This window comes from Pseudomonas sp. BS3767, from assembly GCF_900099665.1.
GTDB classification, from domain to species: domain Bacteria; phylum Pseudomonadota; class Gammaproteobacteria; order Pseudomonadales; family Pseudomonadaceae; genus Aquipseudomonas; species Aquipseudomonas cerasi.
On the sequence record NZ_FNCX01000014.1, the window covers coordinates 24,253 to 49,792 of the forward strand.

The 25,540-nt window shown below is 60.2% G+C and carries 27 protein-coding genes; 7 read left to right on the top strand and 20 right to left on the bottom strand.

Features of this window, described 5'->3' with window-relative positions; genetic code table 11:
- Nucleotides 1-6: 6 nt before the first annotated feature.
- From BLR16_RS27160 to BLR16_RS27170, 3 genes are read right to left on the bottom strand one after another with little or no spacing between them, the layout of a single operon-like run.
- A complete protein-coding gene (locus BLR16_RS27160) occupies nucleotides 7-714 on the bottom strand; it encodes a PilW family protein (RefSeq protein WP_072367032.1) in 708 nt (235 codons plus the stop codon).
- Nucleotides 711-1,226 (bottom strand): type IV pilus modification protein PilV, encoded by a 516-nt coding sequence (gene pilV, locus BLR16_RS27165; protein WP_054082202.1) that lies wholly within the window; start codon nucleotides 1,224-1,226, stop codon nucleotides 711-713. Before pilV ends, BLR16_RS27160 begins: the two co-directional genes overlap by 4 nt.
- Nucleotides 1,226-1,699, bottom strand: a complete 474-nt coding sequence (locus tag BLR16_RS27170) for a GspH/FimT family pseudopilin (RefSeq protein WP_002551984.1) — start codon at nucleotides 1,697-1,699, stop codon at nucleotides 1,226-1,228. Before BLR16_RS27170 ends, pilV begins: the two co-directional genes overlap by 1 nt.
- Nucleotides 1,700-1,830: 131 nt before the next feature.
- Between BLR16_RS27170 and BLR16_RS27175 the strand changes: the two genes are divergently transcribed.
- Nucleotides 1,831-2,331 carry a GspH/FimT family pseudopilin gene (locus BLR16_RS27175; RefSeq protein ID WP_003371117.1) on the top strand — a complete coding sequence of 167 codons (501 nt, stop codon included), beginning with the start codon at nucleotides 1,831-1,833 and terminating at the stop codon, nucleotides 2,329-2,331.
- Between the two features lie 6 nt (nucleotides 2,332-2,337).
- Here BLR16_RS27175 and ispH read toward each other — a convergent pair whose 3' ends face one another.
- The 6 genes from ispH to murJ form a co-directional block, all read right to left on the bottom strand.
- Nucleotides 2,338-3,285 carry a 4-hydroxy-3-methylbut-2-enyl diphosphate reductase gene (ispH, locus tag BLR16_RS27180; RefSeq protein ID WP_003318785.1) on the bottom strand — a complete coding sequence of 316 codons (948 nt, stop codon included), beginning with the start codon at nucleotides 3,283-3,285 and terminating at the stop codon, nucleotides 2,338-2,340.
- 58 nt (nucleotides 3,286-3,343) lie between these two features.
- Nucleotides 3,344-3,820, bottom strand: a complete 477-nt coding sequence (locus BLR16_RS27185) for an FKBP-type peptidyl-prolyl cis-trans isomerase (RefSeq protein ID WP_003371112.1) — start codon at nucleotides 3,818-3,820, stop codon at nucleotides 3,344-3,346.
- On the bottom strand, nucleotides 3,813-4,319 hold the full coding sequence (gene lspA, locus BLR16_RS27190; protein ID WP_003371110.1) for a signal peptidase II: 507 nt from the start codon (nucleotides 4,317-4,319) through the stop codon (nucleotides 3,813-3,815). Before lspA ends, BLR16_RS27185 begins: the two co-directional genes overlap by 8 nt.
- Complete coding sequence (gene ileS, locus BLR16_RS27195) at nucleotides 4,312-7,143, bottom strand: isoleucine--tRNA ligase (protein ID WP_074809097.1); 2,832 nt, start codon at nucleotides 7,141-7,143, stop codon at nucleotides 4,312-4,314. The genes lspA and ileS overlap by 8 nt, the downstream gene beginning before the upstream one ends.
- Before the next feature lie 20 nt (nucleotides 7,144-7,163).
- Complete coding sequence (gene ribF / locus BLR16_RS27200; RefSeq protein WP_003371105.1) at nucleotides 7,164-8,090, bottom strand: bifunctional riboflavin kinase/FAD synthetase; 927 nt, start codon at nucleotides 8,088-8,090, stop codon at nucleotides 7,164-7,166.
- Between the two features lie 132 nt (nucleotides 8,091-8,222).
- Nucleotides 8,223-9,761, bottom strand: a complete 1,539-nt coding sequence (murJ, locus tag BLR16_RS27205) for a murein biosynthesis integral membrane protein MurJ (RefSeq protein ID WP_003371103.1) — start codon at nucleotides 9,759-9,761, stop codon at nucleotides 8,223-8,225.
- Between the two features lie 250 nt (nucleotides 9,762-10,011).
- On the opposite strand from murJ, the gene rpsT reads away from it, so the two are divergent.
- On the top strand, nucleotides 10,012-10,290 hold the full coding sequence (gene rpsT, locus BLR16_RS27210) for a 30S ribosomal protein S20 (RefSeq protein WP_003344603.1): 279 nt from the start codon (nucleotides 10,012-10,014) through the stop codon (nucleotides 10,288-10,290).
- Nucleotides 10,291-10,492: 202 nt separating this feature from the next.
- Here the strand turns inward: rpsT and BLR16_RS27215 are convergent, their stop codons facing one another.
- From BLR16_RS27215 to rplU, 5 genes are all read right to left on the bottom strand, one after another.
- A complete protein-coding gene (locus BLR16_RS27215; protein WP_003435634.1) occupies nucleotides 10,493-10,963 on the bottom strand; it encodes a CreA family protein in 471 nt (156 codons plus the stop codon).
- Between the two features lie 27 nt (nucleotides 10,964-10,990).
- Nucleotides 10,991-12,109: a glutamate 5-kinase gene (gene proB, locus BLR16_RS27220; protein ID WP_003371097.1), complete on the bottom strand. Its 1,119-nt coding sequence runs from the start codon at nucleotides 12,107-12,109 to the stop codon at nucleotides 10,991-10,993.
- An 89-nt stretch (nucleotides 12,110-12,198) separates the two neighbouring features.
- Nucleotides 12,199-13,422, bottom strand: coding sequence for an Obg family GTPase CgtA (gene cgtA / locus BLR16_RS27225; protein ID WP_002551973.1), 1,224 nt, complete (start codon nucleotides 13,420-13,422; stop codon nucleotides 12,199-12,201).
- 216 nt (nucleotides 13,423-13,638) lie between these two features.
- Nucleotides 13,639-13,914: a 50S ribosomal protein L27 gene (rpmA, locus tag BLR16_RS27230; RefSeq protein ID WP_002551972.1), complete on the bottom strand. Its 276-nt coding sequence runs from the start codon at nucleotides 13,912-13,914 to the stop codon at nucleotides 13,639-13,641.
- A 32-nt stretch (nucleotides 13,915-13,946) separates the two neighbouring features.
- Nucleotides 13,947-14,258 carry a 50S ribosomal protein L21 gene (gene rplU, locus BLR16_RS27235; protein ID WP_002551971.1) on the bottom strand — a complete coding sequence of 104 codons (312 nt, stop codon included), beginning with the start codon at nucleotides 14,256-14,258 and terminating at the stop codon, nucleotides 13,947-13,949.
- Nucleotides 14,259-14,497: 239 nt separating this feature from the next.
- On the opposite strand from rplU, the gene BLR16_RS27240 reads away from it, so the two are divergent.
- A complete protein-coding gene (locus BLR16_RS27240; protein ID WP_003344609.1) occupies nucleotides 14,498-15,466 on the top strand; it encodes a polyprenyl synthetase family protein in 969 nt (322 codons plus the stop codon).
- 89 nt (nucleotides 15,467-15,555) lie between these two features.
- Here BLR16_RS27240 and BLR16_RS27245 read toward each other — a convergent pair whose 3' ends face one another.
- The 5 genes from BLR16_RS27245 to selD all read right to left on the bottom strand — a co-directional run bounded on the left by BLR16_RS27245 (nucleotide 15,556) and on the right by selD (nucleotide 20,226).
- Complete coding sequence (locus BLR16_RS27245; RefSeq protein WP_003371091.1) at nucleotides 15,556-16,452, bottom strand: LysR family transcriptional regulator; 897 nt, start codon at nucleotides 16,450-16,452, stop codon at nucleotides 15,556-15,558.
- Nucleotides 16,453-16,510: 58 nt separating this feature from the next.
- On the bottom strand, nucleotides 16,511-17,098 hold the full coding sequence (locus tag BLR16_RS27250; RefSeq protein WP_003371089.1) for an NADPH:quinone oxidoreductase MdaB: 588 nt from the start codon (nucleotides 17,096-17,098) through the stop codon (nucleotides 16,511-16,513).
- A gap of 195 nt (nucleotides 17,099-17,293) precedes the next feature.
- Entirely contained in the window at nucleotides 17,294-18,058 is a 765-nt protein-coding gene (locus BLR16_RS27255) for a sulfite exporter TauE/SafE family protein (RefSeq protein WP_003371087.1), read from the bottom strand.
- A 33-nt stretch (nucleotides 18,059-18,091) separates the two neighbouring features.
- Nucleotides 18,092-19,192, bottom strand: a complete 1,101-nt coding sequence (gene mnmH / locus BLR16_RS27260) for a tRNA 2-selenouridine(34) synthase MnmH (protein WP_003371085.1) — start codon at nucleotides 19,190-19,192, stop codon at nucleotides 18,092-18,094.
- Nucleotides 19,192-20,226: a selenide, water dikinase SelD gene (selD, locus tag BLR16_RS27265; protein ID WP_060708646.1), complete on the bottom strand. Its 1,035-nt coding sequence runs from the start codon at nucleotides 20,224-20,226 to the stop codon at nucleotides 19,192-19,194. The genes mnmH and selD overlap by 1 nt, the downstream gene beginning before the upstream one ends.
- Before the next feature lie 234 nt (nucleotides 20,227-20,460).
- Here selD and BLR16_RS27270 point away from each other — a divergent pair, with 234 nt between their 5' ends.
- Genes BLR16_RS27270 through phnE form a run of 4 tightly spaced genes read left to right on the top strand, consistent with a single transcriptional unit; the run spans nucleotide 20,461 to nucleotide 23,691 of the window.
- Complete coding sequence (locus BLR16_RS27270) at nucleotides 20,461-21,312, top strand: putative selenate ABC transporter substrate-binding protein (RefSeq protein WP_003371080.1); 852 nt, start codon at nucleotides 20,461-20,463, stop codon at nucleotides 21,310-21,312.
- Entirely contained in the window at nucleotides 21,309-22,106 is a 798-nt protein-coding gene (locus BLR16_RS27275) for a phosphonate ABC transporter ATP-binding protein (protein ID WP_074809095.1), read from the top strand. Before BLR16_RS27270 ends, BLR16_RS27275 begins: the two co-directional genes overlap by 4 nt.
- Nucleotides 22,100-22,927 (top strand): PhnE/PtxC family ABC transporter permease, encoded by an 828-nt coding sequence (locus BLR16_RS27280; protein WP_003371075.1) that lies wholly within the window; start codon nucleotides 22,100-22,102, stop codon nucleotides 22,925-22,927. Before BLR16_RS27275 ends, BLR16_RS27280 begins: the two co-directional genes overlap by 7 nt.
- Nucleotides 22,924-23,691 carry a phosphonate ABC transporter, permease protein PhnE gene (phnE, locus tag BLR16_RS27285; RefSeq protein ID WP_003371074.1) on the top strand — a complete coding sequence of 256 codons (768 nt, stop codon included), beginning with the start codon at nucleotides 22,924-22,926 and terminating at the stop codon, nucleotides 23,689-23,691. The genes BLR16_RS27280 and phnE overlap by 4 nt, the downstream gene beginning before the upstream one ends.
- Before the next feature lie 67 nt (nucleotides 23,692-23,758).
- On the opposite strand, the gene ggt is transcribed toward phnE, so the two are convergent.
- Nucleotides 23,759-25,486: a gamma-glutamyltransferase gene (gene ggt / locus BLR16_RS27290; RefSeq protein WP_054082196.1), complete on the bottom strand. Its 1,728-nt coding sequence runs from the start codon at nucleotides 25,484-25,486 to the stop codon at nucleotides 23,759-23,761.
- Between the last annotated feature and the right edge of the window lie 54 nt (nucleotides 25,487-25,540).

The window sequence follows — 25,540 nt, forward strand, 5'->3', positions numbered from 1 at the left end:
GCCCGTTCAAAAGCGATTACGCAAGTAAGCGACAACGTTGTACTGCTGAGGCTTGACGATGCCGTTCTGCCCATCCTGCAGCGTCAGGCTGATACGCACACTGCGCACAGCGTCGGCGTTGGCCTTGGTAACAGCCGTGGTATAGGACATCGGGTTACCCGTCATGCCGAAAGAAACACTGAAGTCCGCGACGTTCTGCAACAGCGGCTGCGGAGTGCCATCCGTGCCATATTTTATGGTCAAGTCTGTTCCGCTGAGCGTGTAGACCAACTGCCGCAACGGAAAGGCCGTCTGCCCCGTATCTGGCGCACGAGTACTGGCGTAAAGCTGCGTCTTGGACTGACAGTCTGAAACGATGGTCCAGGTGGGCGTACTGCCTGTGGTCCCCACGTCGGCAGTCACCAGCGTCAGCGTCCTGCTCGGATTATCCCAGAGAATTGGAGTATCCAGTGCGATCGGCCACGGGATAGCAGGAGATACAGGCGTGTAGTTTTTGAAGCTCAGGCAGCCATACATGCCGGTCATCCTGATTTCCTGAATCAGTTTGCTCAGCAGGAAACGCGCATCCTCCTGCATCCGCGCTGCGGCATTCTGGCTCTGGTAGGTGCCTCTGGCAGCCGTGAATATCTGCACGATACCCAGGCTGACCACCAGCCCCAAGACCAGCGCCACCATGATTTCGACCAGACCGAAGCCTCTGGAAAGCTTTCTCATGGGTTGACCCCGATCCGCGAGGTCAGTGTAAAACTCCGGTTGGTCGGGCTGCCGGTCGTGTTCCCGGTTGCCTGATTGCTTGATCCCGCAGCCCTTGTGTCGCTCCAGCCGATGTTAATGGTCACTTCAGGAGCTCCGGTGATATCAATGCTGCCGGTACCGCTCGAGCCTGCAAAGTTGATGATGTTGCCTCTGAAATCAGAGAGATCCTGCGCTCTGGCATCGTTCGGATTGGCCGCTGGCGCCGCATCCAGATTCGCCAAGGCATAAGTCGCCAGTACATTGGTCGACCCATTGGCACTGGCATTACCATCAACATTGGCACGGATGCGGTCCATCATGTCGTAAGCAATGAAGCTCGCCTGACTGCTCATGGTCGCGCTGTCGGTGTACTTGAGCGCGTTGAGCTGAATGGCCGCGGCGCCCAGCAGGCCGATGGCCAGAATCAATACCGAGACCAGTACCTCGATCAAGGTCATACCGGTCTGGCGATATCGGGTTTCACCAGCCATTAGCAGCCTCCACCCAAGGTGATACGACCGGTCAGACAGACCTTTATGGTTTTGCTAATGGTGCCTCGGGTGTAAGTCATGGTCACCGCCGCAGCCGGGGCAATGAGCGCGCCCAAGTTGTTGAAATCAATTGCTGTGGCATTGTTATCGGCCACCAGCGTGGCGCCGCTGCTCATGGCCGCTATTTTTCGCAGCGCAGTGGGCGTCGTCTGAGTATCGGAAACCAGATACACCTGCAATTCGTTGGTCCACGCCGTCCCGCTGGTCGGCGCTATACGCACCGCCACTCCCCTGTTTATCGCCTCGAGTCGCGCATAGTTGAGCGCCCGCTGCAAATCGCTGAGTTCGGTATCGGCCTTGTTGCTCTGGATGGAGCTGGTGAAATTCGGGATAGCGATAGCCGCCAGGATGCCCACCAGGGACACAGTGACTAACAATTCGATGAGGCTGAATCCCTTGGCTATATGACGCATTGAGTGTCTCCTAGACGTTACGACTATAAGGCAGCAACGCCGCTGGAAAATCCATAGCGGGACGTACGGTTGTTTTGCGACGACGAACGCCCGCAGTGTGTTGAAACGGCGGTTTCCAGGGAGGAAAGCATATGAAGCATGCAGGATTCACACTGATCGAATTATTGATCGTCGTTGCACTGGTGGCCATCCTGGCCAACGTCGCAACCCCCTCTTTCAAGGAACTCATCGATTCCAGCCGAGGCCTTGCGACCGCCCGGGAGCTGGCCAGCGGCATTCGTTCGGCGAGAGCGGCCGCAATCACACGCAACCAGATCGTTACGCTTCATGCCATCGAGAACGACTGGAGCAACGGCTGGCGGATCATACTCGACGCAGATGGCAAAGGTCCCGACGAAAACGATCCGGTGCTGATCGAACGCGCCAATGGCGGCACAACGCGAGTGGTCGATAACCGCAAGCGTGTAGAGGAAATCAGTTTCAACGGTTTGGGGACGTTACGGCGCAGAACCGCCAGGACGTTGCACATTTGCTCTGCAGACCAGCCGGTGAGCAACTATCGAGTGATAGTCGCACCGGCCGGCCGCGTGAGAGTCGAGGACACGAAAATCGATGCAGCGCTGTGTGGCTGAATAGCCTCAGAGCAGCGACTTGACGCGCAATTCCTTGGGCATGGAGAAGGTGATGTTCTCCTCGCGGCCGGCAAGCTCATCCGCACCGGTCGCGCCCCAGGCCTGCAATTGCTGGATCACGCCGCGCACCAGCACTTCGGGGGCCGAAGCGCCCGCAGTTATACCAATACGCTCTACACCGTCGAACCAGCCCTGTTGCATGTCTTCGGCGCCGTCGATGAGGTAGGCCGGAGTGGCCATGCGCTCGGCCAGCTCGCGCAGGCGATTGGAGTTGGAGCTGTTCGGGCTGCCCACCACCAACACCACATCGCACTCATCGGCCAGTTGCTTGACCGCGTCCTGACGGTTTTGCGTGGCGTAGCAGATGTCGTCCTTGCGCGGCCCGCCAATGGCCGGAAAGCGCTTGCGCAAGGCATCGATCACCCGGCTGGTGTCATCCATGGACAAGGTGGTCTGGGTCACAAAGGCCAGGGCTTCAGGGTTGCGCACCTGCAGGCTGGCAACATCCTCTTCGTCCTCGACCAGATAGATCGCACCACCATTGGCGGCATCGTACTGGCCCATGGTGCCTTCGACTTCCGGGTGACCGGCGTGGCCGATCAGGATGCACTCGCGGCCGTCGCGGCTGTAACGGGCGACCTCGATATGTACCTTGGTCACCAGCGGACAGGTAGCATCGAACACTTTCAGACCACGGCCTGCAGCTTCGGTACGCACAGCCTGGGAGACACCGTGGGCGCTGAAGATAACGATGACGTCGTCCGGCACCTGATCCAGCTCTTCGACGAAGATCGCACCGCGAGAGCGCAGGTCTTCGACGACAAATTTGTTGTGAACAACTTCATGGCGCACATAAATCGGCGGACCAAACACTTCCAGAGCGCGATTGACGATTTCGATCGCGCGGTCCACTCCGGCACAAAAGCCGCGGGGGTTGGCGAGTTTGATTTGCATGCGGTGCCTCATGGTTGGTACGGGGTAGCCCGGCCTGGGCCGGGCTCGACGGCGAAGGTCAGGAAGCCAGAATCGCCTTCACTTCGAAGATTTCCACTTCAAAGCTCAGAGTTTTGCCTGCCAGCGGGTGATTGAAGTCAATGGTGACCTGATCATCATCGAATGCTTTCACCACGCCGGGCAACTCGGTATTGGCGGCGTCATTGAAGATCACCAGCAACCCTTCGGACAGTTCCATGCCCACGAACTGCGAGCGTGGCATGATCTGCACGTTTTGTGGGTTGGGCTGACCAAAGGCGTTTTCCGGCAGAATCTCGACGGTCTTTCGGTCACCCGCCTTGAAGCCGAAAATCGCCATTTCGAAGCCTGGCAGCAGGTTGCCATCACCGACCTTGAAGGTGGCTGGGGCCTTTTCGAAGGTGCTGTCGACGGTATCGCCGTTTTCCAGACGCAGGGCGAAGTGCAGAGTGACCTGCGTATTCTGACCGATGCGCAGCTCGTTGGACGAGCCTTGAGTCGAAGATTGCTCAGTCATTGACGGTCTCTCCGGTTTTCTTGCTCTTGAACATGTCCAGCGCCAGCATGATTGCCCCGACGGTGATGGCACTGTCCGCGACGTTGAACGCCGGGAAGTACCAGCGGTTCTGCCAGTGGACCAGAATGAAGTCGATCACGTGGCCCAGCACGATACGGTCGTAGAGGTTGCCCAGTGCGCCGCCCAGTACCAGCGCCAGTGCAACGGCCAGCCACGTGTCGTCACGCCCCAGACGCTTGAGCCAGACGACCAGCACAGCGCTGACCACCACTGCGATCAGGGCGAACAACCAGCGCTGCCAGCCGGCACCATCAGCCAGAAAACTGAAGGCGGCACCGGTGTTGTAGGCCAGGGTCCAGCTGAACAGATCCGGAATCACGATGATCTGCTGGTACAGGGTCAATGCGTTCTCGAAGTAATACTTGCTGGCCTGGTCAATGACCAGAACCAGCACGCTCAACCACAGCCAGGCCAGACGGCCAAACGAGGCGTTAGGCATAGTGACGAACCTCGCCTGCACCGCTGATGTTGTCTACGCAACGACCGCAGATTTCCGGATGCTCGGGGTTTACCCCTACATCCTCGCGGTGGTGCCAGCAACGGGCGCATTTGGCATGACTGGACTTGAGCACTTTCAGTTTCAGGCCGGCAACTTCGGTGACCACGGCATCGGCTGGCGCGGACGCGAGCGGCGCCACACTGGCTGTCGAGGTGATCAGCACGAAGCGCAGCTCGTTGCTCAGTTTCGACAGGTCAGCCACCAGCGACTCCTCGGCATACAGGGTCACTTCAGCCTGCAGGTTGCCGCCAATGGCCTTGGCAGCGCGCAGGTTTTCCATTTCCTTGTTGACCGAGGTCTTCACCGCCATGATCCGCTCCCAGTAGGCGCGGTCCATGTCAAAGTCGGCAGGCATTTCGGTCAGGCCTTCGTACCAGGTGTTGAGCATCACCGATTCATTGCGCTCGCCGGGCAGGAACTGCCACAGCTCGTCGGCGGTGAACGCCAGGATCGGCGCGATCCAGCGCACCAGCGCTTCGGAGATGTGGAACAGTGCCGTCTGGCATGAACGACGCGCGGTGCTGTTGGCCGCCGTGGTGTACTGACGATCCTTGATGATGTCGAGGTAGAAACCACCCAGCTCCTGCACGCAGAAGTTGTGGATCTTCGAGTACACGTTCCAGAAGCGGTATTCGCCGTAATGCTCTTGCAGCTCGCGTTGCAGCAGCAGGGTGCGATCCACGGCCCAACGGTCCAGCGCGAGCATTTCCTCGGCAGGCAGGATATCGGTCGCCGGGTTGAAGCCCGTCAGGTTGGAGAGCAGGAAGCGTGCAGTGTTGCGGATACGACGGTAGGCGTCGGCGCTGCGCTGCAGGATCTGGTCGGAAACCGCCATCTCGCCGGAATAATCGGTTGCCGATACCCACAGACGCATGATGTCGGCACCCAGCGAGTCGTTGACCTTCTGCGGCGCTACCACGTTGTTCAGCGATTTGGACATCTTGCGGCCGTTCTCGTCGACCACGAACCCGTGGGTCAGCAGCTCGCGATACGGTGCGTGATCGTCCAGCATGCAGCCGGTCAGCAGTGAGGAGTGGAACCAGCCGCGATGCTGGTCCGAGCCTTCCAGGTACAAGTCGGCACGCGGACCGCTTTCATGGCCCATCGGGTGCGAGCCGCGCAGCACATGCCAGTGCGTGGTGCCCGAGTCGAACCAGACGTCCAGGGTGTCGGAGATCTTGTCGTACTTGCCGGCTTCGTCACCGAGCAACTCGCTGGCGTCGAGCTTGAACCAGGCCTCGATGCCCTCTTTCTCGACACGCTGCGCCACTTCTTCCATCAGCTCGACGGTACGTGGGTGCAGGTCGCCGCTTTCCTTGTGCAGGAAGAACGGAATCGGCACGCCCCAGTTGCGCTGACGCGAGATGCACCAGTCAGGACGGTTGGCGATCATCGAGTGCAGGCGCGCCTGCCCCCATGCCGGAACGAATTCAGTGTCTTCGATGGCCTTGACCGCACGCTTGCGCAGGGTCTCGCCGCTTTCAGGCTGCTTGTCCATGCCCACGAACCACTGCGCCGTGGCGCGATAGATCAAGGGCGACTTGTGGCGCCAGCAGTGCATGTAGCTGTGGCTGATGGTTTCGGTGTCCATCAGGCTGCCGACTTCGACCAGCTTGTCGATGATGTTCTGGTTGGCCTTGAAGATGAACTGGCCACCGAAGAACTCCAGCGACTCGACATACACACCGTTGCTCTGCACCGGGCTGATGATGTCGTCGTTACTCAGGCCATATTGTTTGCAGATAGTGAAGTCGTCTACGCCATAGGCAGGCGAGCAGTGAACGATCCCCGTGCCCGCACCCAGTTCGACGTAGTCAGCCAGATAGACTGGCGACAGGCGGTCGTAGAACGGATGGCGGAAATTGATCAGCTCCAGCGCCTGACCGGTGGTGGTCGCGATGACCGTGCCTTCCAGCTTGTAACGGGCCAGACAGCTTTCGACCAGTTCGGCGGCCAGTACCAGCAGTCTGTCGCCGACATCGACCAGCGCGTATTCGAATTCAGGGTGGACGTTCAGCGCCTGGTTGGCCGGGATCGTCCACGGTGTGGTGGTCCAGATCACGATGGACGCAGGCTTGCCCAGCGACGGCACGCCGAATGCAGCGGCCAGTTTTGCTTCGTCGGCGATCGGGAACGCGACGTCGATGGTCGAGGACTTCTTGTCCTGATACTCGACTTCGGCTTCAGCCAGTGCCGAGCCGCAATCGAAACACCAGTTGACCGGCTTGAGGCCCTTGAAGACGAAACCGCCCTTGACCATCTCGGCCAGCGCGCGGATTTCTCCGGCTTCGTTGGCGAAGTTCATGGTCAGGTACGGGTTGCTCCAGTCGCCGAGCACGCCCAGACGGATGAATTCGGACTTCTGGCCTTCGATCTGCTCGGACGCATAGGCGCGGCACAGCTCACGCGTACGGTCTGCGGAGAGGTTCTTGCCGTGGGTCACTTCGACCTTGTGCTCGATCGGCAGACCATGGCAGTCCCAGCCCGGCACATACGGGGCATCGAAGCCAGCCAGGGTCTTGGAGCGCAGGATCATGTCCTTGAGAATCTTGTTGACCGCATGACCGATGTGAATATTGCCGTTGGCGTACGGAGGACCGTCGTGCAGAACGAACTTGGGACGATCCTTGCCAATCTCGCGCAGCTTCTGGTACAGGCCAATGCTGTCCCAGCGCTGCAGAGTTTGCGGCTCGCGCTGGGGCAGGCCGGCCTTCATAGGGAAGGCGGTGTCCGGAAGGTTTAGCGTGGCTTTATAGTCAGTCATTTCAGGCTCTTGTTTAGCGGTTAGCCATGCCAATGGGCACGGGCGGCGGCGACGTCCGCATTGATCGCCGTCTTGAGCGCCTCCAGTGAGGCGAAACGCTGCTCATCACGCAGCTTGTGGTGGAAAGCCACCGTCAAACGCCGGTCATAAAGATCGCCGGCAAAATCCAGAAGATGCACTTCAAGGTGGGCACTGCCATCACCCGTTACCGTCGGGCGCACACCGATGTTGGCGACCCCCGGCCAGGCTTTGCCATCGATCTCGGTGCTGACCAGATAGACTCCGCTCAGCGGTACACGACGACGCTTGAGTTGCACGTTGGCGGTGGGCGTACCCAGCTGACGTGCCAGCTTCTGGCCGTGCAATACCCGCCCGGCTATCTGGAACGGACGACCGAGCATGCGCTCGGCCAGGGCAAAGTCCGACGCAGCCAAAGCCTTGCGCACCTTGGTACTGCTGACACGGATGCCATCTATTTCAACGGTCTGCGCCGCTTCTACGGTAAAACCATACGTCGTGCCGGCCTGTTGCAGGAAGTCGAAGTCACCGACCCGGTCGAAGCCAAAACGAAAATCGTCGCCCACTTCAAGGTGTTGAACACCCAGACCGTCGATCAGCACGGTTTCGACGAAACTGGCCGCGCTGAGCTTGCACAGACGCTGATTGAAGGACAGGCAAAGTACCCGGTCAACGCCTTCGGCACTGAGCAGCTCGAGCTTGTCACGCAGACGGGCCAGACGGGCCGGCGCCGTTTCGGGCGCAAAAAACTCACGCGGCTGCGGCTCGAAGATCACTACACAACTGGGCACACCCAGTTCGACTGCACGCTCGCGCAGACGCGCCAGGATAGCCTGGTGGCCGCGATGAACGCCGTCGAAATTGCCAATCGTGGCGACGCAGCCCCGATGTTCGGGGCGCAGGTTGTGAAGGCCTCTAACCAGCTGCATAACGCACTTCTTGCTCATAAAGTGGCCGATTATAACCACACACGGCCGTGGACGACAGGCAACACACCAAGACCGGATGAAGGTTCTCGGCGTGTGGCGACAAAAACCGAAGGTCAACCGCTGCGACGCGCCCTACATAATGGCTTTGCGGGCGAAATCCCTGAGGCGGAAGCCTAATAAAAGAAGCATGGCGAAATAGGTCACGACGCCGGCTGCAACCAGCGCACCCAGACGCAGAAAACGCTCCAGCATATGACCTTCGTCCCATGCAGGCATGACATGCATGAGCCCCAACAGCACCGCCGACATCATCGCGACGGCAATTACCAGCTTGAACAGGAACTTCGTCCAGCCAGGCTGCGGCTGAAACAGATCCTGCTTGCGCAACTGCCAGAACAGCAACCCGGCATTGATGCACGCCCCCACACTGATCGCCAGCGCCAGACCGGCATGCTGCAAGGGCACGATGAAGGCCAGGTTGAGCAATTGAGTCACTATGAGGGTGAAGATCGCGATTTTCACCGGGGTGCGGATATTTTGTTGAGCATAAAAACCGGGGGCCAGCACCTTGATCAGGATGATCCCCAGCAACCCGACCGAGTAGGCGACCAGCGCACGCTGAGTCATGGCCGCGTCGAGCGAGTCGAATTTACCATACTGAAACAGCGAAACGGTCAACGGTTCGGCAAGCAGCCCCAGCGCCAGCGTGCAAGGCAGAACCAGCACGAAACACAGTCGCAGGCCCCAGTCGAGAATCCGCGAGTATTCCTGGCGATCCCGCTGCGCGTAGGTTTTGGACAGTATCGGCAGCAGAATCGTCCCCAGCGCCACACCCAGCACGCCGGAAGGCAGCTCCATCAGGCGGTCGGCGTAGTACATCCATGACACCGAGCCGGCGACGAGGAACGAGGCAAAGATCGTGTTGATGATCAGAGAAATCTGACTGACAGAAACGCCAAGGATGGCAGGCAGCATCTGTTTCATTACCCGCCATACTCCGGTGTCGCGCAGATTCAGACGCGGCAGCACCAGCATGCCGATCTTTTTCAGGTGCGGCAGTTGGTAAAGCAGTTGCAGCAGGCCACCGACCAGAACCGCCCAGCCCAGCGCCATGACCGGCGGATCGAAATACGGCGTCAGGAACAGCGCGAAGAAAATCATGCTGACGTTGAGCAGCGTAGGCACGAACGCCGGCACCGAGAAGCGGTTCCAGGTATTGAGGATCGCGCCGGCCATCGAGGACAGGGAGATCAGCAATATATAAGGAAAGGTCACGCGCAGCAGGTCCGAGGTGAGCGCGAATTTCTCGGGGGTGTCGACAAAGCCGGGCGCGGTGGCCCAGATCACCCAGGGCGCAAAAATCACCCCGAGCAGCGTCACCAGGGCCAGCGCCAGGGTCAGCAGTCCGGTGACATAAGAAATGAAGGTACGCGTCGCCTCCTCCCCCTGCTGGCTCTTGTATTCGGCCAGGATCGGCACGAATGCCTGGGAAAAGGCACCCTCGGCGAAAATACGGCGCAGCAGATTGGGCAGTTTGAAGGCGATGAAGAACGCATCCGTGGCCATTCCGGCCCCGAAAGTGCGCGCGATAATGGTGTCGCGAACAAAGCCCAGAACCCTGGAAACCATGGTGATAGAGCTGACGGCGGCGAGTGACTTGAGTAGATTCATTGAAAGAGTTGTGCGCCTCGGCAAAGGATGGGCGATAAAGCCAGCCATTTATGCAATACTTCGCGCCGCAAAAATGCCCGAAGCAAAGGCCGCGAGTTTACAGGTCACAGGCCGGAAATAAATCCTCCAGTCAAATGTAGCAACCACTCAGCGGAACACCTTAACTGCCCTTGACAAGACTTCAACTCATCGGCATGATTCGCGGCCTATTTTGTTTGCTATTTCACAAAGTCTTTCGAGGAGCTCGACGGTGGCCAACACACCTTCCGCCAAAAAACGTGCAAAACAGGCTGAGAAGCGTCGCAGCCACAACGCCAGCCTGCGTTCCATGGTTCGTACCTACATCAAGAATGTAGTTAAAGCCATCGACGCAAAAGACGCAGAAAAAGCGCAAGCCGCTTATGTTCTGGCTGTTCCTGTTATCGACCGTATGGCCGATAAAGGCATCATCCACAAGAACAAGGCTGCTCGCCATAAAGGTCGTCTGAACGGTCACATCAAGGCTCTGAGCCTTGCTGCTGCAGCCTAAGCGACCCGCTTGTTAAAAAACCGACCTCAGGGTCGGTTTTTTATTGCCTGCTGGAAAGTAGCCGGTGCAACGGAAACTTGTGATGCAGAGCGTCACGACAGGCATTCCCACACTGGAGCGTGAGGAACGATAATTCAACTATCGTGCGACGCTCCGCATCGGCATGCCGTTCTGGACGCTCTGCGTCCACCCCTGAGCCACATCAAGGCGCGGGCGCGGTTGTCCATGGCAGGATAGGAATGGCGGTCACGGCATTCTGCGGGCTGCCTTCGATGACCCGGTCGCTATAGACCAGGTACACCAGCGCATTGCGCTTCTTGTCGAAGAAACGCACCACCTGCATGGTCTTGAAGACCAGCGAGGTACGCTCCTTGAACACCTCGTCGCCGTCCTTGAGGGTTTCCTTGAAACGGATCGGCCCGACCTGACGACAGGCGATAGACGCCTCGGCACGGTCCTCGGCCAATCCCAGACCGCCCCTCACGCCACCCGTCTTGGCGCGTGACAGGTAGCACGTCACCCCGTCCACCTTGGGATCATCAAACGCCTCGACCACAATTCGATCGTTGGGCCCGACCATCTTGAACACGGTCGACACCTGACCGATCTCTTCGGCCGAAACCAGCACCGGCATCAGCAACGCGGCCGCTAATAAACCTTTAATGAAACGCATCAAATAGTCCTTTTTTGCAGCCTTGAGTCAGACGAGGATCAGGTTATCCCGATGAATCAGCTCGGGCTCGGCCATATAGCCCAGCTCGCGCACGATGGATTCGGAAGAGTGACCAATGATTTTCTGGGCTTCGATGGCACTGTAGTTACTCAGGCCACGAGCGATCTCGCGACCGTCCGGGGCGACGCATACCACCATCTCGCCACGCCGGAAGCTGCCCTGGACCAGTTTGACGCCCACCGGCAGCAGGCTTTTCTGATCCTTGGCCAGCGCCGCAACCGCGCCATCATCCAGCACCAGCGTACCGCGGGTCTGCAGATGCCCTGCCAGCCACTGCTTGCGCGCTGCGAGCATGCCACGCTCAGGGGACAGCAGCGTACCCAACCGCTCGCCACCCTTGAGTCGCGCCAGAACGCGCTCGATGCGCCCACCGACGATGACAGTATGCGCACCGGAACGCGCCGCCAGACGCGCTGCACGCAGCTTGGTCTGCATGCCGCCGCGACCCAGCGCACCGCCCGTACCACCCGCCACTGCATCCAGCGCCGGATCATCGGCACGCGCTTCGTAGATCAGCTGCGCCTCCGGGTTGTTGCGCGGATCAGCGTCGAACATGCCATCACGGTCGGTCAGGATGACCAACAGATCAGCCTCGACCAGATTGGCAACCAGCGCAGCCAGCGTGTCGTTATCGCCAAAACGGATTTCGTCGGTAACCACCGTGTCGTTTTCGTTGATGACCGGCACAACCCCAAGCTCGACCAGCGTGCGCAGGGTGCTGCGGGCATTCAGGTAGCGCTTGCGGTCCGACAGGTCATCGTGGGTCAGAAGGATCTGCGCGGTATGCCGGCCATGCTCGGCAAAGCTCGACTCCCACGCTTGCACCAAGCCCATCTGACCGATGGCCGCAGCAGCCTGAAGCTCATGCATGGCACTGGGTCGGGCCGTCCAGCCAAGACGGCTCATGCCGGCAGCCACCGCCCCGGAAGACACCAGTACCAGCTCGACACCCGCCTCGTGCAGCGCCACCATCTGCTTCACCCAAACACCCATGGCGTTGCGATCCAGGCCCTTGCCATCAGCCGTCAGCAAGGCACTGCCAATCTTCACAACCCAGCGCTGGGCGCCCGTCACTTTGCTGCGCATCTTCTTCCAACCCTAGCCAGAGATTTTCAAATTCGGGATACAAAAACGCCGCTAACAATCGTAGCGGCGTTCAAGTTTACTTCAAGCGATCAGTCACGGACGTAAATGATTTCCGGACCGTCTTCATCGTCCACGTCTTCCTCATCCCAGTCATCGTCACCGATGTCATGAACGCTCTTCACGCCACTGCGACGCAGGGCACGCTGATCGTCCAGTGCCTGCAACTGGGCACGGGCTTCATCTTCGATGCGCTGATCGAGCTCGGCCAGCTCTTCAGCGTAACCAGGCTCTTCGGCGATACGCTGGCTGCGCTCTTCGAGGTAACGCATGATGTCGCGAGTCAGCTGCTCGGTGCCTTCTTTGGCAATTGCCGAGATCACGTAAACAGGGCCGGTCCACTCCAGACGATCGACGATTTCCTGCTTGCGCGCCTCCTGCTCTTCTTCAAGAATCTGATCGCACTTGTTCAGCACCAGCCAGCGATCACGCTCGGCCAGCGACGGGCTGAATTTCTCCAGTTCGTTGACGATCACTTCTGCAGCATCCGGAGCACTGCTTTCATCCAGCGGCGCCATATCGACGAGGTGCAGCAACAGACGAGTACGCGCCAGGTGCTTGAGGAAGCGAATCCCCAAGCCTGCGCCGTCGGATGCACCCTCGATCAGACCTGGAATGTCAGCAACCACAAAGCTTTTCCAGCGATCGACACTGACCACGCCGAGGTTCGGCACCAGCGTGGTGAACGGATAGTCGGCAACCTTTGGCTTGGCCGCAGACACCGAACGGATGAAGGTGCTCTTGCCCGCATTGGGCAGGCCCAGCAGACCGACGTCGGCCAGCACTTTCAGCTCGAGCTTGAGATCACGCTGATCACCCGGCTTGCCCGGTGTGGTCTGGCGCGGAGCGCGGTTGGTACTGGACTTGAATCGGGTGTTGCCCAGACCGTGCCAGCCGCCTTGGGCAACCATCAGGCGCTGACCATCCTTGGTCAGGTCACCGATGATTTCCTGAGTAGTAGCGTCGATGATGGTGGTCCCGACCGGCACACGCAGCACCAGCTCTTCACCCTTGCGACCGGTGCAGTCGGCGCTGCCACCGTTGGAGCCGCGCTCGGCGTCGAAGTGACGGGTGTAACGGTAGTCGACCAGCGTGTTCAGGTTGACGTCGGCGACCATGAAGATCGAGCCGCCATCACCACCATCACCACCGTTGGGACCACCGTTCTCAATGAATTTTTCGCGACGGAAGCTCATGCAACCGTTGCCGCCGTCACCGGCTTTTACTCGAATGGAAACTTCATCTACAAATTTCATAACGCACGCCTCCCGCCACAGGGACGAGCAGAACCACATAAATTACATAAGACTCTTGCAAAAATGAGCGTTGCGATACCGATCAGAAACCAGCGACCCCACGGGTCAACATCACAACAGCCCGCACAAACAGTTTTGCAAGAGACTCACCTGCCTCTCTACCTCTACAAACAAAAAAGCCCCGTCGCAAGACAGGGCTCTTAAGCTACTGCGTGATTACGCTGCGGAGACTTCAGTCTTCGGAACGATGCTCACGTAGCGGCGACCGAAGGCGCCCTTGACTTGAAACTTGATCACGCCTTCCACTTTCGCGAACAGGGTGTGATCTTTACCCATGCCAACGCCGTAGCCAGCGTGGAATTGGGTGCCGCGCTGACGCACGATGATGTTGCCAGGGATGATAGCCTGGCCGCCATACATCTTCACGCCAAGGCGTTTGGCTTCTGAGTCGCGCCCGTTACGGGTACTACCACCAGCTTTTTTGTGAGCCATGAGTCAATTCTCCAGTTGAGGATTAGGCTGAATTAAGCCTGAATACCTGTAATTTTGATCTCGGTGTACCACTGGCGGTGGCCCATACGCTTCATGTGGTGCTTACGACGACGGAACTTGATGATACGAACCTTATCGTGACGACCTTGCGAAACCACTTCAGCCACAACGGTAGCGCCAGCAACAACTGGAGCACCGATATTGACGTCGTCGCCATTGCCAACCAGCAGAACGCGGTCAAACGTGACGGATTCGCCAGTAGCGATTTCCAGTTTTTCAATTTTCAGGTATTCACCTGGGGCGACTTTGTACTGCTTGCCACCGGTAACAATTACTGCGTACATGGTATTTCTCCGAAAATCCTGCTCACCCAGCTCTTTATAAGAAGAGTATCGGCTGGCATGGCTGCATGGGGCTGGAACGGCCCGTTTGCATTGCGTAAGGCAGGTGCTGCCCAGGAAAGTTAGGGTGCGCGATTGTACGCAAGGCATTCGCGTGTTGCAAGAGGCGCCTCGTCATACCTTGACACGCTCTACCCCGCGACCTAGCATGCGGCGCAACCTATCCGGAGCACGTGTCGCTGATGCAACCCCAAGCCTTCTACCGCGCGGTGGCGGACGACTTTAGTGCCGTTGACCTTATCATCAAAAAGCAACTGACGTCGCGCGTACCGCTGGTCTCGAAAATCGGTGATTACATCACGTCGGCAGGTGGCAAGCGCCTGCGCCCGTTGCTGGTGCTGCTGTGTGGCAAGGCACTGGGTCGCGAAGGCGATGACGTTCGCCTGCTCGCCGCCACCATCGAATTCCTGCACACCGCTACCCTGCTGCATGACGACGTTGTCGACATGTCCGGCATGCGTCGCGGTCGTTCCACTGCCAACGCGCTCTGGGGCAATGCGCCCAGCGTATTGGTGGGCGACTTCCTTTATTCGCGCTCGTTCGAAATGATGGTCGAACTGGGCTCGATGGAGGTCATGAAGATTCTGTCCAAGGCAACCCGCATCATCGCCGAAGGCGAAGTGTTGCAGCTCTCGAAGATTCGTGACGCCAGCACCACCGAAGAAACCTACATGGAAGTGATTCGCGGCAAGACGGCCATGCTGTTCGAAGCCTCGACCCACAGCGCCGCGGCCCTGTGCAACGCCCCCCAGGAACAGAGCGAAGCACTGCGCACGTTCGGCGATCATCTGGGTGTGGCCTTCCAGTTGGTGGATGACCTGCTGGACTACCGTGGCGATGCCGAGACACTGGGCAAGAACGTCGGTGACGACCTCGCCGAAGGCAAGCCGACCCTGCCGCTGATCTACACCATGCGTGAAGGCAGCCCGGAACAGGCCGCACTGGTTCGTCAGGCGATCCAGAAAGGTGGTCTGGAAGATCTGGAAAGCATACGCAACGCAGTGGAAAGCGCCGGCGCCCTCGATTACACCGCACAGCTCGCCCGCGACTACGCGGCCCGTGCCATTGCCTGCCTGGACGCACTGCCGCCCAGCGAGTACCGCGACGCACTGGTCGAACTGAGCGAGTTTGCAGTCGCCCGCACGCACTGACAGTTGCCCGGTAAAAAGCCCGTCCAGCGTGACGGGCTTTTTGTTGCCCGGGTGAAAACCAATTAATCGCCGGACACGCACTCAAGACCTCAGCGCGCGTAGTCCTCAAGCTTCTCCTGCATGAAATCCAGAAAGCACTGAATCCTCAGTGCCAGTCGAGAGTTGCGGTAATACACCGCATGGATCGGCTGACGATAGCCGCTGTTGGCCTCCTTCAACAGACAGACCATCCGCTCCTCGCGCAGGTCATCACAAGTCATGAAATCGGACAGGCAGGCGATGCCCACGCCCTCTAGCACCAGGTGGCGCAAGGTGTCACCGCTGGATGCCGAGATGGAGGGCTTGATCGGCAGGCGATCGCCCCCGGCATGGCGCAACGGCCACTGATTGAGGACCTCTACATGGGTGAACCCCAACAGCACGTGCTGCGCCAGCTCTTCTGCAGTTTTGGGACTGCCGTGGCGCTGCAGGTAAGCCGGGCTGGCCACGATATTCAGCAGGCAACTGCCCAGTGAGCGGGCATGCAGGGTCGAGTCGGACAGCGCACCGATGCGGATGGCGATATCCGTGCTTTGCTCAAGCAGGTCGATGAACCAGTCATCGCTGTTGAGCTCCAGCTCGATATGCGGATAACGCTGACGAAACTCTGCCACGTGCGGCACGATGGAATGCAGCATGAACGGTGACGCGGCGTTGATACGCAAGCGCCCGGCGGGCGTCTGCCTGGAGGAGGAGAGCCGTTCTTCGAGGCTTTCCATCTGCTCAAGGATGTGACGCGCACGCTCCAGAAAGAACTTGCCCTCCTCGGTCAGGTCCATGCGCCGCGTAGTGCGGTTGATCAGCGTGGTTTCCAGCTTGGCTTCCAGACGCGACAGGGTGCGGCTGACGCCTGAGGGCGTCTGGCCCATTTTCTCGGCTGCGGCGGAGATCGAACCGCTTTCGATAACCGAGACAAACACCTGTAACTCATCGGATCGGGCTTTCATTGTTGTCCCCTGCTCAACACTCAGGGGATATTAACGCTGTTCAGTGCAAAGGTTGCGCTCACTGCGCAGCAAACACCTTGGCCAGATGAGCCTGGTAACGCTGCACGTCTGCTTCGACATTGGGCATTTTCATTACGTCCACTGCCAGAAACGTCGGCAGGCCGGTCATGCCCAAAAACTCGTTGGCCTTGTGAAACGGGAAGTAGACCGCATCGACACCTTTGGCTTCAAAGAAGTCGGACGGGTCGTCGAAGGCTTTCTGTGGCGCATTCCAGGTTGCCGAAATCATGTACTGTTTGCCATGCAGCAAGCCGCCGCTGCCGTATGTCTGCGATGCATCCGAACGCGTACGGCCGTCATTGGCATACAGGCTGCCGTGGCCCTCGGTGAACACTTCATCGATGTATTTCTTGACGGTCCAGGGCGCCCCCATCCACCAGCCAGGCATCTGCCAGACGATGACATCGGCCCAGAGAAACTTCTGCACTTCCTCGGCCACGTCGTAGCCGCCGTCAATGAAGGTTTGCTTCACATCGAAACCGGCACGGTCCATGAACGCTACGCCCGCCTCGTGCAGGGTCGCGTTATAGCGGCCTTCCGAGTGCGCAAACTGTTTACCGCCGTTGAGGAACAATACTTTTTTCATGGCTGATCTCTCGCAACCCGACCCCGCCCGTCTTGAGGCTGAGGTGGAGGTGATTAATGGATGAGCCGAGAGTAAAGAGATGTGCGTCCATGAGTAAGACAGCAAAGGGCAAAATACTCTTGCTTCACAGTCACGAATGACAGGAAGACTATTGACCGAAATGCGTGAACAGCTAAAGGGTTTACCCCATCAGGCTCAACCCTTTATCAGCAGATGCAGCCCCAACAGCCCCATACCGATGAAGAACACACGCTTGAACAGTACCGCGCTGATTCGCTGACGCAGCCACTGCCCCAGCAGCATGCCCAACAGGGCCGGAATCAGCGCCAGCGTGGATGCGCCCAGTTCCGCGCCGCCCAGCGTGCCGTTCCACGACAGACCCGCCGCCAGCGCCAGCGTCGAGACGGTGAAGGACAACCCCAGCGCCTGGACCAACTGGTCACGCTCAAGCCCCAGCGCCTGCAGATAAGGCACCACGGGAATCACGAATACCCCGGTGGCCGAAGCGATAACCCCGGTGATCAAACCGCACAGCGGGCCCAGCCAGCGCTCGGCAGCGGCAGCAACCCTGAAGGTCGGCAAAAACAGCCCGCTCAGTGCGTAGAGAAACAACGCGCCACCCAACGCGCGGGTCATTGAATGACCGCCACTCATGCCCAGCCAGAACGCCCCGGCCAGGGTGCCGATGAAAATCATGCTCAGCATCGGCCATAGCCGCTTCAGCAAAGGTCGCAGATTGCCACCCGTTGCCAGTTGCCAGACATTGGTGAACGTCGACGGGATGATCAGTAGCGCCGCAGCCTGCGCCGGCAGCATGGCCAGTCCCAGCAACCCCATTGCCACGGTGGGCAAGCCCAGGCCGATGACACCCTTGACCGTTCCGGCCAGCAGAAAGGTGCCGATCACCAGAGCCGAAAGGCCCCAGCCCAGCGTTTGATAGAAATCGAGAATCGAGTGCATGGCGTCCCTTGCCAGATGGATAGAGGTCGAGGCTTAACCTTTTACTGAGCGCTCGCGCAGGTAGGCCAGCACTTGCGCTTGATCACCTGCGAACTCGATACGCGCCGCCTTGTGTTCGCGCTGGTAAGCGTACATCGGGTCGTAGTACTCGCCGAGCAGCCCTTCGATCCAGCCACGGTGCAGATCAACCGCACCGCAGCGCTGCTGTTCTTCCAGCGCCGACTGCATAAGGCCCGACAGTCGCTGGTGACGCTCGCCGCCGAGGCGTTTGTGAATGTTGTTCAGGCTTTGCAACAGACGCTCGGCGAATAGGCCAAAGCCTTGCTCTTCGCCCTTGACGGTGATGAACTCTGCGCAGAGGTTGGTCACGTAATCATCGAGAATCCGCTCGACGCGATTCTCGAAGCTGTCTTCCAGCCAGACCATCGCGCAGCCCTGCATCGCCTGGTGCAGTTCCAGCGGCACGTTGCAACTACCGACCAGACGGCTTTCATCTTCCACAACGAATTGTTCGATACCGGCTGCGCGCTTCTTGAGCAGGTCGATGGCCAGCCGGTTCTCGAAGTCGATCTGCGCCGGTTGCCCGGTGGCACGCTTGCCGAAGCTGGAGCCGCGGTGGTTGGCGATGCCTTCCAGGTCCAGGCTGTTGCGCAGTTGCGTCAACACTTCGGTCTTGCCCGTGCCGGTCATTCCGCCGAGCACGACGATCTCGCATTCGCTCACCGCCTCGTGCAGGGTATCCAGCAGGAACGTGCGCATCGCCTTGTAGCCGCCAAGAACCCGTGGGTAGTCGACCCCGGCATCCTTCAGCCAGCGCTGTACCGTCTGCGAGCGCAGCCCGCCGCGAAAGCAATACAGGTAGCCATCCGGATTGGCCTTGGCGAACTCGACCCACGCATTGACGCGTTCATCCTTGACCTGACCACAGACCAATTGATGCCCAAGCTGGATAGCGGCGTCCTGGCCGTGTTGCTTGTAGCAGGTGCCGACCTTCTGCCGCTCGATGTCATTCATCAGCGGCAGGTTGATCACACCAGGAAAAGCCCCCTTGGAAAACTCCACCGGAGCACGAGCGTCCATCATCGGCACGTCGTTGAGAAACAATGCGCGGTAGTCGCTGCTGTTGTCGGCCATCAGAACACCTCGACGGCGTGGGTCTGTCGCTCGTGCAGGGTGCCGATAGGGTTGAGCAACAGACCCAGTTCGGCGGCCACGATCAGAAACTCGGCTTCACCTTCAGGGCTGACCGCGACCAGCAGACCGCCGCTTGTCTGCGGGTCACACAACAGGTCACGCTGGGCGTCGGTCAGTGTGCCGATCCTGTCGCCGTAACTTTCAAAATTGCGCAATGTGCCGCCCGGCACACAGCCCTCGGCAATGTAATGCTCGACGCCGGGCAGACGCGGTACAGCAGCGTAGTCCAGACGCGCGGTCAGACCTGCGCCGTCCGCCATTTCAACCAGATGCCCGAGCAGGCCGAAGCCGGTGACATCGGTCATGGCCTGCACTCCGTCGAGCTTGCCGAAACGGCTGCCCGGCTTGTTCAGGGTACACATCCAGTCACGCGCCAGACCGATGTCTTCATCGCGCAACCTGGATTTCTTCTCGGCGGTGGTGAGGATGCCGATGCCCAGGGGCTTGGTCAGGTACAAGGTGCTCCCCGCCAGGGCAGTGTCGTTGCGTTTCATGTGCTTTTTCTGCACCACGCCGGTCACCGCCAGACCGAAGATCGGCTCCGGCGCGTCGATGGAGTGCCCGCCCGCCAGCGGAATACCGGCAGCGTCGCAGACGGCACGACCACCGCGAATGACTTCACGCGCCACTTCTGGCGGGAGGATATTGACCGGCCAGCCGAGGATGGCGATGGCCATCAGCGGATCGCCGCCCATCGCATAGATATCACTAATGGCATTGGTCGCGGCGATACGGCCGAAGTCGAACGGGTCATCGACGATGGGCATGAAGAAGTCCGTGGTCGAGACCACGCCGCGCTCGTCATCCAGCGCATAGACCGCTGCGTCATCACGCGAGGCATTGCCAACCCAGAGTCTGGGGTCGAGGTTCTGAGCGCCGCTGCCAGCGAGGATCACGTCCAGCACCTTGGGGGAAATCTTGCAGCCACACCCTGCTCCATGACTGTACTGGGTCAGGCGGATTGGCTCATTCATTGCGACACTCTCGGTTACCGGGAAACAGGCTGTGGAGTCTAGGGGCTGTTCCCTTATCAGCGCAAACCGCGTCGTGCGCCGATCGTGCATTCGGGCGATGAATCTGCCGAACTGGCCTTTCTCGCCATGCCTCTTATAATCCCCGCGCATCACCACCGAATCCTGTGAAGCGCCGCCTGCTCGTGCTGGCGGGCGTCACGTTATCCTTTTCCGCTATTGAACCGGAGAACCTCCATGCTCAAGCGTACCCTGGCGCTCGCCGCCGGCCTTGCCCTGTCCTTCTCCGCCCTGACCAGCCACGCTGCCGACACCCTGCGCGTCTCGGCCATTCCCGACGAAGCGCCCACCGAACTGCTGCGCAAGTTCAAGCCGCTGGGTGCTTATCTGGAGCAACGGCTGGGCATGAAAGTCGAGTTCGTTCCAGTCGCGGATTACCCGGCAGTGGTCGAAGCGCTGGCCACTGACCGGCTCGACATGGCCTGGCTGGGCGGCTTCACCTTCGTTCAGGTCAACCTCAAGACCGGTAATGCGGTGCCACTGGTACAGCGTGAGCAGGACGCCAAATTCACCAGCAAATTCATCACCTCCGATCCGGACGTGAAAAACCTGGCGGACCTCAAGGGCAAGACGTTTGCCTTCGGCTCGGTGTCCTCGACATCCGGCAGCCTGATGCCGCGTTATTTCATGCTCAAGGAAAACATCAAACCAGAAACGTTCTTCAGCCGCGTCGCCTATTCCGGTGCGCATGACGCAACTGCCGCGTGGGTTCAGGCGGGCAAGGTCGATGCAGGCGTGCTCAATGCCAGCGTCTGGGACAAACTGGTCGCCAGCGGCAAGGTCGACACCAACAAGGTTCATGTCTTCCAGACCACACCGGCTTATTTCGACTACAACTGGACCGTGCGCGGCAGCCTCGACCCGGCACTCGCAGCGAAAATCAAACAGGCCTTCCTTGATCTCGACCCGACCAACCCGGAGCAGAAGGCGATCCTCGACCTTCAGGCCGCCAGCCGCTTCATCGAGACCAAGCCCGAGAACTACAAAGGCATCGAAGAAGCCGCACGCGCTGCCGACCTGCTGAAATGACCTTGCGTCTGTCCGGCATCGAGCTGCGCCACAGCGACGGCACACTGGCGTTGCGCGGCCTGGACCTGAGCATTGATCGCGGCGAGCGGGTGGCGATCATCGGGCCATCCGGTGCGGGCAAGACCACGCTGCTCAACCTGCTGGCCAGCGCTCTGCCGCCCAGTGCCGGGCAACTGCAGGTGCTGGGGGCTGATCCCTGGCAGCTCTCCAGCACACGACGCCAGCGCCTGCGCAGCCGCATTGCGCTGATTCATCAGGCACCGCCGTTGCCAGCGCGCCAACGGGTGGTCACTGCGGTGTCGGCGGGCAGGCTTGGTCAGTGGGGGCTGGGCAAAAGCCTGCTGAACCTGCTGCATCCCCTCGACATCAGCGGCACCCGCGAGGTGCTGGCACGTCTGGACCTGGCAGACAAATTGTTCGAGCGTTGCCAGCAGTTGTCCGGCGGACAGCTGCAACGTGTCGGCATTGCCCGCGCCCTGTATCAACAACCCGAACTGCTGCTGGCCGACGAGCCGGTTTCGGCGATGGACCCGCGCCTCGCCGATCACACCCTGGCGCTGCTGTGTCAGCACGCCATCGAGCACAACGTGACGCTGGTCGCCAGCCTGCATGCGGTGGAACTGGCGCTGGCACATTTTCCGCGGGTCATCGGGGTGCGCGACGGGCGAATTCACTTCGACCTTGCCGCCAGCGAGGTCGGCCGGGAGCATCTCGACACGCTGTATGCCAACGAACAACTCAGCCCTCAGGCGGTTTCGGATGCGGCTGAAACACGCTGGACGCCACGATGCTGAGTCGGGATCAGCGCGACCCGGCGGCAACGCCACGCCTGTTGCTGACGTTGCTGGCGGTCGCCCTGCTCTGGCCGGGCATTCGTCTGGCCGAACTGAATCCGCTGGTACTGCTGCAAGCCGATAATGCGCGGACGATGGGCAGCTTTCTCTCCGGGTTCTGGCCGGTGGCGCACTCTGCGGAATTCCTCGGGCTGCTGCTGGATGCGACGCTGCAAACCCTGGCGATCGCGACGGCCGGCATTGCCCTTGCCTTGCTGCTGGCCGTTCCGGCAAGCCTGCTCGCCAGCAAAGCGCTGTCGTTGTCGGCCGCCTCACACGGAGGCCGCCCCGGCTGGCTCGGCCAATGCCTGCGCTGGCCGACACGCGGAGTATTGATCTTCCTGCGCAGCGTGCCGGAAATCGTCTGGGCGCTGCTGTTCGTGCGCGCGGTCGGCCTGGGCCCGGCGGCCGGCGTGCTGGCCATCGCCATCACCTATGCGGGCATGCTCGGCAAGGTGTACGCGGAGATTTTCGAATCGGTGGACCAACGCCCGGCCCACGCGCTGCTCCAGGCAGGCAGCGGTCGCCTGGCCGCGCTGGCTTACGGCATCCTGCCCAACGCGGCAGCCGAATTGACGTCCTACACTGTGTACCGCTGGGAGTGCGCCGTGCGCGCTTCGGTGGTCATGGGTTTCGTCGGCGCAGGCGGACTGGGTCAGCAGATCGACCTGTCGATGCGCATGTTCGCCGGTGACGAAGTGGCGAGCATGCTGCTGACCTTCCTGCTGCTGGTGCTGCTCGCCGACCAGCTCAGCCGCTTGCTGCGCAGGCAGTTCACATGAAGCGCGCAGGCAATCTGCTGCTGGTGCTGACGATGATTGCGGCAGTGATCGCATCGTTTGTGTACCTCGGCCTCGACCTGTTCACCTTGGGCAGCCACGACAACCTGACGCAGATGGGCCGTTACGCGCTGCGCTTCATGAGCCCGGACCTGAGCGCCCCTCATCTGCAGGCAATCGGCCAGGGCACCCTGGAAACCCTCGCCATGTCTGCACTCGGCACATTGCTGGCCGCCATTGCAGGTTTGCTCCTGGCACTGCCCGCTGCCGGACGCTTCGGCTGGTTCCTGCGCAGCCTGAGCCGCCTGCTGCTCAATGCGCTGCGCGCCATTCCGGAACTGGTGTGGGCCGTGTTGATGGTGCTGGCTGCCGGGCTAGGCCCCAATGCCGGCACGCTGGCGCTGGCACTGCACACCACGGGCGTTCTGGGCCGTCTGTTTGCCGAGGCGCTGGAAAATACCGCGCCACAACCCGCTGCAGCGATTCGTCTGCAGGGCGGCAGCGCCTGGCAGGCGTTCAGCTACGGCACCCTGCCCAACCTCTGGCCACAGCTGCTGGCGTATACGCTGTATCGCTGGGAGAACAACATTCGCATGGCCAGCGTGCTGGGCTTTGTCGGCGCGGGCGGTCTGGGGCAAATGCTGTATGTCAGCCTCAGCCTGTTTCAGGAAGCGCAGGCCAGTACCGTGATTCTGGCGATGCTGATACTGGTGTTGGCCGTCGACGCTTTGAGCGGTTGGAGCAGGCAGCGTTGGGTGCGTAACTGAGCAGACCTTAGAACGCAAAACGCCACGACCCTGAAGCTCAGGGCCGTGGCGCGATTAGCAGCGTGACTCAGTAGCCGAGCGACAACCCGGTGTTGCGACGCGGGTCGTTGGCACCGTAGAAGCGGTTGTTACCGACCGGTTTGCCACCCAGCGAAGGCGCGCCCACCAGAATCGCCGCCACATGATTGAGCGGCTGCGGACCTGCGAACTTTTGACCCCAGCTCTGGAGTATTTTCAGCGTGTCAGGGCTGACCGCGAAGGTATCGATGTTGGTTTCCTCAGGCTGCCATTGCTGGTGGAAACGCGGCGCATCCACCGCTTCCTGAATGTTCATGCCGTAGTCGATGACGTTGAGCATGGTCAGCAGCGTGGCGGTAATGATGCGGCTGCCGCCCGGCGTGCCGACGACCATCACAGCCTTGCCGTCCTTGGTGACAATGGTCGGGCTCATCGACGACAGCGGCGTCTTGCCCGGCGCGATGGCGTTGGCTTCGCCCTGCACCAGTCCGTACATGTTGGGTACGCCGACCTTGACGGTGAAGTCATCCATTTCATCGTTGAGGATCACGCCGGTCTTGCTGGCCATGACGCCCGCGCCGAACCAGTTGTTCAGGGTGTAGGTCACCGAAACCGCATTGCCCCATTTATCGACAATCGAATAGTGGGTGGTGTTGCTGCCTTCATGGGGCGCGACGCCGGGTTTGATCTTGCTCGAGTCACCGGCCTTTTGCGGATCGATGGCTGCGCGCAGCTTGGCGGCATACTTGACGTCCAGCAGGTGCTCGACCGGATTCTTGACGAAGTCCGGGTCGCCCAGGTAGCTGTTGCGGTCCGCGTAGGCGTGACGCATGGCCTCGATCTGATAATGCATGCCCTGCGCCGAGCGGAAGCCCAGCTCTTTCATCGGGTAGCCTTCGAGGATGTTCAGAATCTGGCAGATGACCACACCGCCGGAGCTCGGAGGCGGTGCCGAGACCACATGGTAGCCACGGTAATCACATTCGACCGGAGCCAGCTCGCGGGTCTTGTAATGGTCGAGGTCCGCCTGGGTGATGATGCCCTTGCCGGCCTGGCTGGAATCGACCAGCGCCTTGGCAACCCAGCCCTTGTAGAAACCGTCGCTGCCCTTCTCGGAGACTTCCTTGAGGGTCTTGGCCAGGTCTTTCTGCACCAGTTTCTGACCGACCTGCATCGGTTCGCCCTTGTCGAGGAAGATCGAACCGGAATCGGCCATGTCCGCCTTGAATACATCCGTGGCGCTCGACAGCATGTCGACATCGCCCTGACCCAGCACAAAACCTTCCTCGGCGAGCTTGATCGCCGGAGCGATGACTTCCTCACGCTTGCGGGTACCGTACTTGCTCAGGGCCATTTCCATACCGGAGACGGTGCCAGGCACGCCGACGGCCAGATGGCCCTTGGCACTCAGATCAGGGATGACCTTGCCGTCCTTATCCAGGTACATGTTGGCAGTCGCGGCCAGCGGTGCCTTTTCACGGAAGTCGAGGAAGGTCTTGCGCCCGTCGGCCAGCTGGATGGTCATGAAACCACCGCCGCCGAGGTTGCCGGCAGCGGGATAGACCACCGCCAGCGCGTAGCCGACCGCTACGGCCGCATCGACCGCATTGCCGCCAGCCTTGAGTACATCGACACCCACGTGGGTAGCCAGGTGCTGAGCCGTCACGACCATGCCGTTTTCGGCAGCGACCGGCGCTTGTGACGCCGCGAATGTGGGGGAATACGCGACAATCAGTGCCGTCGCGATCAACGATCTGGCGAGGGGTTCGAACTTCATGGTCGATCTCTTCTTTTTCTGGGTCAGGGACGTTTGATGAGTGAAGCGCCAGCC